Here is a 10434-nt window from a genome sequence, read left to right as displayed (position 1 = left end):
CCAATGTTACTTCTGCTAACGGCTTATCTAAGTAAATATTATACGTTCTTTACGGTATTTGATTACTTGTCTCTTCGTGCCATTTTGGGTGTTCTTACGGCATTAGCGATTTCGCTTTTGATTGGTAATAAGGTCATTGTTTTATTGCAACGCCTACAGATTGGTCAGGCGATTCGTGATGATGGTCCTCAGAGTCATCTATCCAAAGCCGGCACGCCAACTATGGGCGGAGCGCTGATTATTTTTTCTATTACAGTTAGCACTCTATTATGGGGGGACTTAAGCAATAAATATGTTTGGGTTGTTCTATTAGTTATGTTGGCATTTGGCATCATCGGCTGGGTGGATGATTACCGGAAGGTTGTTGAGAAAAATCCACGTGGACTTCCTGCAAAATGGAAGTATTTTTGGCAGAGTGTATTTGGTTTAGCTGCAGCTTTCTATTTGTATTACACGGCAAGCACACCTCAAGAAACCGCTTTAATTATTCCTTTATTTAAAGATGTTGCGATTCCATTGGGTGTGTTTTTTATCGTACTAACGTATTTTGTTATCGTTGGAACAAGTAATGCTGTGAATTTGACTGATGGGCTTGATGGGTTGGCAATTCTACCAACAGTTTTGGTTGGCGGTGCATTAGGAGTGTTTGCTTATTTAACCGGTAATATTCGATTTGCTGATTATCTTTTGATTCCTTATGTTCAAGGTTCGGGAGAGTTGATTGTTTTCTGTGCTGCTTTGGCGGGCGCTGGACTCGGCTTTTTATGGTTTAACACTTATCCTGCCCAAATATTTATGGGGGATGTTGGGTCTCTAGCTTTAGGCGCGGCGTTAGGTGTAATCGCCGTTATTGTTCGTCAGGAATTGGTACTGTTTATCATGGGCGGTATTTTTGTAATGGAAACTGTCTCTGTGATTTTACAAGTGGCCTCTTATAAATTAACGAAAAGGCGAATATTTAGAATGGCGCCGATACACCATCATTTTGAATTAAAAGGTTGGGCAGAGCCAAAAGTTATTGTTCGTTTTTGGATTATTACGGTTTGCCTTGTCTTGGTGGGTTTTGCAACTTTAAAAGTACGTTAGGAGTTTTCATGTCGTTGATCGGGTCAGATCGGGTTAGAGCCGTTGTAGGCTTGGGGGCGACAGGTTTGTCTTGCGTACGCTTTTTAGCCAGTAAAGGTATTGAATTTTACGTTGTTGATTCTCGTGATAATCCTCCGGGATTAGAGCAAGCGAAGGCTTTATGTCCTGAAAGTCATATTTTTACTGGTGACTTGTCAGTGCTTGAAACTCTGGGAGTTTCTGAGCTTTATGTTAGTCCTGGTATTGCTTTGAAAACCCCTGTTTTAGCTAAATTAGCTGAGCGCGGAGTGGCAATGCGAGGGGATATCGATTTATTTTGTGATTATGTCGATGCTCCCTTTGTCGCTATCACAGGGTCTAATGCTAAAAGTACAGTCACAACACTTGTAGCTCTGTTGCTACAAGCATGTGGTAAAAATGCTAAGGCGGGAGGGAATCTAGGTTTGCCTGCTTTGGACCTACTCTCTCCTGGTACTGATTTCTATGTGCTCGAGCTGTCTAGTTTTCAACTAGAAACAACTCATGCATTAAAAGCTGATTTAGCTTGCCTCCTTAATGTCTCAGAAGATCACATGGATCGTTATGATGATTTTTATGAATATCAGCGGGTAAAGCAAAAGGTCTACCGAGGTTGCAAAGCCGCGGTATGTAATAAACAAGATATCTTAACGGCTCCGCTTTTAGCTGAATCAACCCCAGTTCGTGCATTTACTACGAAAAGTCCTGACTTAAAAGAGTTTGGAATGTTGAAAGACGGTGATGGTGCGTGGCTTTGCCGTGGTGTCGAACGTCTTTACCATACTTCTCAAATTGCGCTGAAAGGCTCTCATAATCATGCCAACGTATTGGCTTCATTGGCTATGCTTGAGTTACTCGGTATTGATCTTATGTCGGAAGGTATTGCTAAAGTACTTGGTGAATTTGGTGGTTTGGCGCATCGATGCGAAACGGTTCGAACTTTTCACGACGTTACCTTTATTAATGACTCAAAAGGCACAAATGTAGGTGCTACATTGGCTGCTCTTCAAGGGCTGGGGTCTTTAGCAAAGAAAAATATTTTGCTAATCGCCGGTGGTGAAGGAAAGGGGGCTGATTTTAGAGCCTTAACTAAGCCTGTATCTGATTTTGTTCGTATCGTTTATTTGTTTGGAAAGGATGCTGATCAGATTGCTAAAGCATTACCTACTGAGACTCAGGTTAAGCGATTTGATTCGTTAGATGATATTGTATTAAGTGCTTCGCAAGACGCAAAAAAAATGACGTTGTTTTATTCTCGCCTGCTTGCGCCAGTTTAGATATGTATAAAAATTACGAAGTGCGTGGCGAGCATTTTGTTCAACTGGTTTCGGCGTTATGACTTGGTTGAAGGTATTTGATCGGGTTTCTCTCCGTGAGTTTACTCAAGTAGATTCTATTTTCATGGCATCGGTAATTTCCATCCTCGCATTAGGGTTGGTAATGGTATCTAGCGCATCAATATCTATTTCAGAAAGTATTCATGGGCATCCTTATTTCTTTATGGGGAGACAAGGTTTTTATCTGATATTAGGATTGATTTTTGGCTGGACGTTGCTTCATTTACCAACAAGTCAGTTGCAGAAATGGGGCATCCTAATGATGGGCTTGTCTTTGGTTTTACTTATTTTGGTATTGGTACCTGGTATCGGTAAAAGCGTAAATGGTAGTCGCCGTTGGATTAATTTAGTGGTGTTTAACTTGCAGGCATCGGAAGTCGCAAAAGTCTGTATGGTGGTTTATGTTTCTGGTTATTTGGTCCGAAGAGCAGATCGAGTAAGAGCTGGTTGGGCTGGCTTTATTCTTCCTCTTAGCCTTTGTAGTATTTTTCTTTTATTTTTGTTGTTCGAACCAGATTTCGGCGCCTCTGTTGTATTACTTGGTACCGTGATGGTGTTGTTGTTCTTGGGTGGCGCTCCTTTGTACCAATTTCTGCTTTTAATGATGGCGGCAGTAGCTATGCTGGGTGTTGTAGCTATTTCTGAAAGTTATCGTTTAAAGCGGTTGATGAATTTTATTGATCCATGGGCTGACCCTTTTAATGAAGGTTATCAATTAAGTCAGGCGCTCATTGCTTATGGTCGTGGTGAATGGTTTGGACTTGGTTTGGGGAACAGTGTCCAGAAACTATCTTATTTACCTGAAGCTCATACGGATTTTGTGTTTTCTATCTGGGTTGAAGAAACCGGTATGTTTGGCGGATTACTGTTGATTTTTTTGTTTGCAGTTATGGTCGGGCGAGCGTTTAAAATAGGTCGTAAAGCCATGGATTTAGCTCGACCTTTTGCGGCGTATATGTGCTTTGGTTTTTCAATTTTAATTTTAGCGCAAGTTATTATTAATATTGGTGTAAATACGGGTTTTTTGCCAACCAAAGGGCTCACATTGCCATTGATAAGTTATGGCGGTAGTAGCTTGATTGTAACGTTAGGTAGTTTGTTTGTGATTATGCGTGTTGATGTTGAAAATCAACGCGCAGAGAAAGGTCATAATGTTAGTGGGTTAAAAGATGTAAAAGAGAGTGCTGTATGAGCGATGTGAAAAGAGTCGTTATAATGGCTGGAGGGACGGGCGGCCATATTTATCCGGCTTTAGCGTGTGCTCATAGCTTTAAAGATAAGGGGTTAGATGTTCAGTGGTTAGGATCTAAAGGTGGGATGGAAGAGTCCCTTATTCCTGAGCATGATATTACTTTGCACTCTCTATCTATCAAAGGTGTGAGAGGTAAAGGTATTTTAGGTCTGTTGGCTGCACCTTTTAGGGTTTTGCACGCAATTGGTCAGGCTATTGCTATTTTGCAAAAGAATAAACCTGATGTTGTTTTAGGTATGGGGGGGTTTGTTGCTGGCCCTGGTGGTGTGGCGGCTCGTATTTTAGGTATCCCTTTAGTTATTCATGAACAAAATGCTATCGCCGGTACAACCAATAAACTGCTTTCTAAAATTGCTAGCCTTAGATTACAGGCTTTTGATGGCGCACTTCCTAATGGGATAAGTGTTGGTAATCCTATTCGTAGTGATATTTTAAATCAGACTGCCCGTTTATCGAGAGAAGGCTCTGCACGCCCTTTACGTTTATTGGTTGTTGGTGGCAGTTTAGGTGCCAAGGCGATCAATGATGTTGTACCTCAAGTTTTAGCTAACTGGTCCTTTTCTCAGCGCTTAGATGTTTGGCATCAAACCGGTACGCGAAACTTTGATGAGGTTTCTGAGTTGTATAAAAATGCGGGAGTTGAAGCCCGTGTTGAGCCTTACCTAGATAATATGGATCAAGCTTATTATTGGGCAGATGTTGTTTTATGTCGTGCTGGTGCAATGACGGTAAGTGAATTGGCTATTGCTGGGTTGCCTGCAATCTTGATTCCATATCCTTATGCGATAGATGACCACCAAACGGCTAATGCGCATTATTTGGAAAAGGTGGGTGCTGCATATTTACTTCCGCAGCCAGAATTAACATATGAAAAAATTATTGCTTTGCTTTCAGGCTTAATTGAAAGTGAAGATGCATTATTAAAAATGGGTGCGCAGGCAAAAAGTGTTGCTCATCCAACTGCTACGCAAGACGTCGTTGCACATTGTTTAAGGTTAATAAAATCATGATAGATAATAAAGTTCAGTACGATATTCCAACTATGCGCCGTATCCAAAATATTCATTTTATTGGTATTGGTGGTGTAGGTATGTGCGGTATCGCTGAGGTCTTACATAACCAAGGGTATCAGGTATCTGGCTCGGATCTTAAGGCATCGTCTGTCACTGAGCATTTGGAAGGTTTGGGTATTAAGGTTTTTATTGGTCATGTGGAAGAAAATGTTTATGACGCTCATGTCATTGTTGTGTCCACTGCGGTTAATGAAAAGAACCCAGAAATTATTTGGGGTAAAGAGCATCGTATTCCGATTGTTCGTCGAGCCGAAATGCTTGCTGAATTAATGCGCTATCGTCATGGTATTGCTGTGGCAGGAACTCATGGTAAAACGACAACGACAAGTTTGATGGCGTCAGTTTTGGCCGCGACAGGTGAAGCGCCAACGTTCGTCATTGGTGGGCGTTTAACGAGTGCTGGCGCTAATGCTCAGTTAGGGAGTAGTTCTTATCTTGTTGCTGAAGCGGATGAAAGTGATGCGTCTTTCCTTCATTTGCAACCACAAACTGTCATAGTGACAAACATTGATGAAGACCACATGGATACTTATGGTGGTGACTTTGAGAAGGTAAAGCATACTTTTATTGAGTTTATTCATAACTTGCCTTTTTATGGTTTGGCAGTTTTATGTGTAGATGATGAAAACGTACGAGAAATCCTCCCTTCTTTGAGTCGTCCAGTATTAACTTATGGTATTGATCAAGAATCGGATTTCTATGCAACGGATATTGTTCAAACAGGGCGTTACTGCGAATTTTTAGCGCATCGTCCAGAAGGTGAACCGCTAAAAATTCGTTTGCCAATGCCGGGGCGTCATAATGTACTTAATGCACTATCAACCATTGCTGTTGCCACTGACCTAGGGGTGGAGGCGACAGCCATTCAGGCTGGTTTGATGGGCTTTGAAGGTGTTGGACGTCGTTTTCAAGAGCAGAAGCCATTATTGCTTCCTAATGGTTCAGAAGTGATGTTTGTTGATGACTACGGGCATCACCCGAGTGAGGTTTTGGCGACAATAAAAGCAATTCGTGCAGGCTGGCCAGAAAAAAGATTAGTTATGGTGTATCAACCCCATCGCTATACTAGAACTCGGGATTTATATGAAGATTTTGTTCGTGTGTTATCTCAGGTGGATGTATTACTTTTGTTGGATGTTTACTCTGCCGGTGAAGCCTTGATTAATGGTGCTGATAGCCGTTCTTTATGTGGCAGTATTCGTCAACGGGGTAATGTTGATCCAATTCATGTTGGTAGTGAGGCAGATCTTCGTTCCATTTTAAGTAATGTATTACGTGAAGGTGATTTGTTAATTACTCAAGGTGCTGGTGATATTGGTTCCGTATCTAAAAACTTATCCGTAAGTGGGATTTAAGATGTCTCGTACGCTAAAAGAATCTGTAATTGCTGTTATTTATGGTGGTCGTTCAGCTGAGCGTGAAGTTTCTTTGCAAAGTGGGCCATTAGTGGCGGAAGGCTTGCGATTAAAAGGTTATCAAGTTCTTGAGCTTGATTTATATGGCCCAGAAAGAAATCTAGATCCTGTTGCTCAGCTGCAGTCCATTGATTTTGATTTTGCGTTTATTGCACTTCATGGTGGTGAAGGGGAGGACGGTCGTGTTCAAGCTTTACTTGAAATGCTGAATAAGCCTTATTCTGGTAGTTCTCCATTAGCATGTGGCTTGGCAATGGATAAGGTTTTAACTAAGCGCTTTTGGAATGGTATCGGAATACCAACGCCAGCGTATTTATCCTTTGTCGGCCATGCCGATGCAGATGTGATTGAAAAGCAGATGTCTTATCCTGTTATTGTTAAACCTTCCAGGGAAGGCTCTACAATTGGGATTAATAAGGCAAATAATCGAATGGAGCTTGATGATGCACTATTGAAGGCGCTTGAATATGACTCAGATATTTTGGTGGAAGAGTTTGTTGATGGGCCTGAATTTACTATTACCGTCATTGATGATGTCGCTTATCCAGCTATTGGCTTAAAACCAGCTCCAGATCATAAGCTTTATGATTACGAAGCGAAGTATATCGCTGATGATACTGAATATTTGTTGCCATGTGGTTTGAATGAAGACGACGAAAACGAACTTCAAATGCTTGCCCTGGATGCTTACCGTTCCCTTGGTTGCTCTGGTTGGGGGCGAGTAGATATTATGAGAGATCAGGCGGGTGTGTTTTGGGTATTGGAAGTTAATACTGCACCAGGTATGACAAGCCATAGTCTTGTGCCAATGGCGGCAAAATATGTAGGTATTGACTATGCTTCACTTGTTGAAAAAATTGCACAAAATGCCTGGGATCAAGTAAGGCATGATTGATTTATGAGAATAGCGGCATTAATTGGGGCGATTCTATTGATTTTGGTCGCCACTTTTCAAGGTGATGATTCACCAGATACTTGGTTTGCAATTAAAGAAATTAAGATCAAGGGGGATTTAAAATACACCTCAGAAGATCAATTAGTGTCAGACTACTCGTCTTTATTTGATCAAAGTCTTCTTGCAGTATCAATGTCTGATGTTTTGTCTGTTGTATTGTCATCAGAGTGGGTGGCAAGTGCAGAAATTCGTAAAGTTTGGCCAAATACATTGCAGGTGCTTGTTCATGAGTACACTCCTCTCGCATACTGGAGAGATGGGCAGTTAATATCGACTTCAGCCGTTGTTATTGCCCCTGATGAAATACCAAATTTATCCTTGCCAAAGCTTTATGGTCCTGTTGATTCGAGTGATGTGGTTCTTGAGCAATTTGGCCTAATTAGTCAGGTTCTTGCTTCGACATCATTGCGTATTGCTACCCTTACTTTAGAGCCAAGAGGGGCGTGGAGTATCATCTTTACCAACGGTGTTAGGGTAAAGCTAGGTAGAGAAGGGATTTTAGAACGATTACAACGCTTTATAGCGGTGTATAAAAGTGATTTATCGGGTAGAATAGATCAAATTACATCAGTTGATGCCCGATACCCACATGGGGTCGCTGTAGGTTGGAAAGAAAATAATTGATACTGGTCTGATTTTTGATTTTTGAATCATCAAATTAGAGCAACCATAAACACGTAATGCCGGGAAGGTGAAATGATAGTCGGTTTGGATGTAGGCACATCAAAAGTTATCTGTTTAGTTGGCGAAGTTCTAGCTGATGGAAGCTTGGAAATTGTCGGTATTGGCTCTCATAGTTCAAAAGGTATGAAGCGTGGTGTTGTTATCAACATAGAATCAACAGTTCAGTCTATTCAGCGTGCAGTTGAAGAAGCTGAATTAATGGCTGGTTGTAACATTCATTCCGTTTATGTGAGTGTTGCTGGAAGTCATATTCGTAGTTTGAACTCTCATGGTATTGTTGCGGTCAAAGATGGTGAAGTGCAACAGGAAGACATTGATAGAGTAATTGATGCAGCTCAAGCGGTTCCTATTTCTTCTGATCAACGAGTGCTTCATATTTTACCTCAGGAATACCATATAGATTCTCAAGAGGGTATTAAAGATCCACTTGGTATGTCGGGTGTTCGCCTTGAAGCAAATGTTCATTTGATTTCAGGCGCAGTTAATGCCGTGATGAATGTTGAAAAGTGTATCAAGCGTTGTGGCTTAGGTGTAGATGGTGTCATTTTATCTCAATTGGCATCTAGTGAGTCTTCATTGAGTGAAGATGAAAAAGATTTGGGTGTGTGTTTGATCGATATCGGTGCAGGCACATCAGACATAGCAGTTTGGATTGATGGTGCATTACACCACACAGCTGTAGTGCCAGTTGCTGGAGATCAAGTGACAAATGATATCTCTATGGCATTACGTACTCCAACTCAGCATGCTGAAGAAATTAAAGTGAAATATGCTTGTGCAATGTCTTCTATGGCGTCTGCTGACCAAGTTTTACAGGTTCCTAGTGTTGGTGATCGCCAACCAAGATCCATTACTCGACATGCTCTGACTGAGGTTGTTGAGGCAAGATATGAAGAAATTTACAACTTAATTTTAGATGAATTAAGGCGCAGTGGATATGCGGAGCGCATCCCTGCAGGTATTGTAATTACTGGTGGTACGTCGCTTATGGAAGGCGCTGCGGACTTGGCTGAGAAGATTTTTCAGATGCCAGTTCGATTATCTGTACCAGATTGTACTAAAGGTATGTCAGACATTGTCGATAACCCTATATATTCAACAAGTGTTGGATTATTGGCTTATGGTAGTAAAGAGGCTGAAGTAACAGAAATCTCGAAACGGATGATGTCTAAGACGCAAACTAAACGAGAAGCATCGATTCTGGCTCCTAAAGAAATTGGACAGACCTTCAGTGCAGCGAAGGCTTGGCAGAAACTGAAACATTGGTTTCAGAGTTATATCTAGTCAGGATTGATAGTGAATTTATTGAGGAGCGATAAGCCCATGAACGTCTTTGATTTAGCCGAAGATAATTTATCCGATAATGCTGTTATTAAGGTTGTTGGAGTCGGTGGCGGTGGCGGTAATGCTGTTCGCCATATGCTACAAAACAGATTAGAGGGCGTTGAATTTATTTGCGCTAATACTGACTCTAAAGCACTAATTGGGTTCGATACAGGAATATCGTTGCAGCTAGGCTCAACAATTACAAAAGGTTTGGGTGCTGGCGCAAATCCTGAGGTAGGGCGAGACTCTGCTTTAGAAGATCAAGAGAAAATAACTCAGCTACTTACTGGTGCTGATATGGTTTTTATCACTGCTGGAATGGGTGGTGGAACTGGAACAGGCGCTGCGCCTGTTATTGCTAAAGTAGCCCGAGAGTTAGGTATTTTGACAGTGGCGGTTGTAACTAAGCCTTTCCCGTTTGAAGGTCGTCGTCGAGCTAAAGTGGCTGAAGAAGGTGTTAAAGAATTACGTGAAAATGTCGATTCATTAATAACAGTACCAAATGAGCGTCTTTTACCCGTTTTAGGTAAAAATATTTCATTACTCAAGGCGTTTGGTGAAGCGAACAATGTTTTGTTTAATGCGGTTCAGGGTATTACAGACCTTATTATGCGCCCAGGTTTGATTAACGTTGACTTTGCAGATGTAAGAACAGTTATGTCTGAAATGGGTATGGCGATGATGGGAACTGGGTCTGCTTCTGGTGATGATAGAGCTAGGGTTGCTGCGGAAGCTGCGATACATAACCCACTATTAGAAGATATCAATCTTAGAGGTGCGCGAGGCGTACTGGTAAACATTACAGCAAACGAAGAAGTTGGTTTATCCGAGTTTACTGAGGTTGGTGGGATTATTGAAGAATATGCATCGGAAGATGCTACTGTCGTGATTGGTTGTGCTATTGATCCCAATGTTGGTGATGAAATGCGAGTCACGGTAGTTGCTACTGGTTTAGAGGGTAAATCTACAGTTGAGATGAAATCTGCTGTTGGTGAATCTGTTGTCTCTCAGCCAGTTATAACGAAGGTAGAGCAAGCTGTTGAAAGCCGTGAGACGGAAGCAGTTATGGCTCAGCCTGAGTTGAATCTTGCACCAGCGACAAAGGTGGAAGTGGTTGAGAAAAGCTTGGAGGAAAAGAGTGAATCTGTGGATTCTGCTTCTGGATCAAGTGGCGATAAATTATCGTATTTGGACATTCCAGCATTTTTGCGTCGACAAGCGGATTAATTTGCGCAAAAAATACGCAATTTTCAAATGTTGGATTGTATAAAAAATGTCTTATTGGTAC

General features: G+C 41.5%; 9 protein-coding genes. All 9 read left to right on the top strand.

Annotated elements, in window-relative coordinates; translation table 11 throughout:
• Positions 1-3: 3 nt before the first annotated feature.
• A complete protein-coding gene (mraY, locus tag AC0L3Y_RS16405) occupies positions 4-1086 on the top strand; it encodes a phospho-N-acetylmuramoyl-pentapeptide-transferase (RefSeq protein ID WP_473466471.1) in 1083 nt (360 codons plus the stop codon).
• Between the two features lie 8 nt (positions 1087-1094).
• On the top strand, positions 1095-2381 hold the full coding sequence (gene murD, locus AC0L3Y_RS16400) for a UDP-N-acetylmuramoyl-L-alanine--D-glutamate ligase (protein ID WP_473466466.1): 1287 nt from the start codon (positions 1095-1097) through the stop codon (positions 2379-2381).
• 58 nt (positions 2382-2439) lie between these two features.
• Positions 2440-3633, top strand: coding sequence for a putative lipid II flippase FtsW (gene ftsW / locus AC0L3Y_RS16395; RefSeq protein ID WP_473466460.1), 1194 nt, complete (start codon positions 2440-2442; stop codon positions 3631-3633).
• Positions 3630-4703 (top strand): undecaprenyldiphospho-muramoylpentapeptide beta-N-acetylglucosaminyltransferase, encoded by a 1074-nt coding sequence (gene murG / locus AC0L3Y_RS16390; protein WP_473466456.1) that lies wholly within the window; start codon positions 3630-3632, stop codon positions 4701-4703. Before ftsW ends, murG begins: the two co-directional genes overlap by 4 nt.
• On the top strand, positions 4700-6121 hold the full coding sequence (gene murC, locus AC0L3Y_RS16385; protein WP_473466452.1) for a UDP-N-acetylmuramate--L-alanine ligase: 1422 nt from the start codon (positions 4700-4702) through the stop codon (positions 6119-6121). Before murG ends, murC begins: the two co-directional genes overlap by 4 nt.
• Position 6122: 1 nt before the next feature.
• Positions 6123-7076: a D-alanine--D-alanine ligase gene (locus tag AC0L3Y_RS16380; protein ID WP_473466449.1), complete on the top strand. Its 954-nt coding sequence runs from the start codon at positions 6123-6125 to the stop codon at positions 7074-7076.
• A 3-nt stretch (positions 7077-7079) separates the two neighbouring features.
• Positions 7080-7760, top strand: a complete 681-nt coding sequence (locus AC0L3Y_RS16375) for a cell division protein FtsQ/DivIB (protein WP_473466446.1) — start codon at positions 7080-7082, stop codon at positions 7758-7760.
• A gap of 72 nt (positions 7761-7832) precedes the next feature.
• Entirely contained in the window at positions 7833-9104 is a 1272-nt protein-coding gene (gene ftsA, locus AC0L3Y_RS16370; RefSeq protein ID WP_473466444.1) for a cell division protein FtsA, read from the top strand.
• Positions 9105-9143: 39 nt separating this feature from the next.
• On the top strand, positions 9144-10373 hold the full coding sequence (ftsZ, locus tag AC0L3Y_RS16365; RefSeq protein ID WP_473466442.1) for a cell division protein FtsZ: 1230 nt from the start codon (positions 9144-9146) through the stop codon (positions 10371-10373).
• The last annotated feature ends 61 nt before the right edge of the window (positions 10374-10434 follow it).

The organism is Marinomonas sp. GJ51-14 (assembly GCF_055808695.1).
This window is presented reverse-complemented; position numbering and strand designations above follow the sequence as displayed.

Excerpts from the sequence above, each read along its gene's own strand:
- AC0L3Y_RS16380 (WP_473466449.1), top strand. The coding sequence starts at position 6,123 with ATGTCTCGTACGCTAAAAGAATCTGTAATTGCTGTTATTTATGGTGGT.
- murC (WP_473466452.1), top strand. The coding sequence starts at position 4,700 with ATGATAGATAATAAAGTTCAGTACGATATTCCAACTATGCGCCGTATC.
- murG (WP_473466456.1), top strand. The coding sequence starts at position 3,630 with ATGAGCGATGTGAAAAGAGTCGTTATAATGGCTGGAGGGACGGGCGGC.
- murD (WP_473466466.1), top strand. The coding sequence starts at position 1,095 with ATGTCGTTGATCGGGTCAGATCGGGTTAGAGCCGTTGTAGGCTTGGGG.
- ftsA (WP_473466444.1), top strand. The coding sequence starts at position 7,833 with ATGATAGTCGGTTTGGATGTAGGCACATCAAAAGTTATCTGTTTAGTT.
- mraY (WP_473466471.1), top strand. The coding sequence starts at position 4 with ATGTTACTTCTGCTAACGGCTTATCTAAGTAAATATTATACGTTCTTT.
- AC0L3Y_RS16375 (WP_473466446.1), top strand. The coding sequence starts at position 7,080 with ATGAGAATAGCGGCATTAATTGGGGCGATTCTATTGATTTTGGTCGCC.
- ftsZ (WP_473466442.1), top strand. The coding sequence starts at position 9,144 with ATGAACGTCTTTGATTTAGCCGAAGATAATTTATCCGATAATGCTGTT.
- ftsW (WP_473466460.1), top strand. The coding sequence starts at position 2,440 with ATGACTTGGTTGAAGGTATTTGATCGGGTTTCTCTCCGTGAGTTTACT.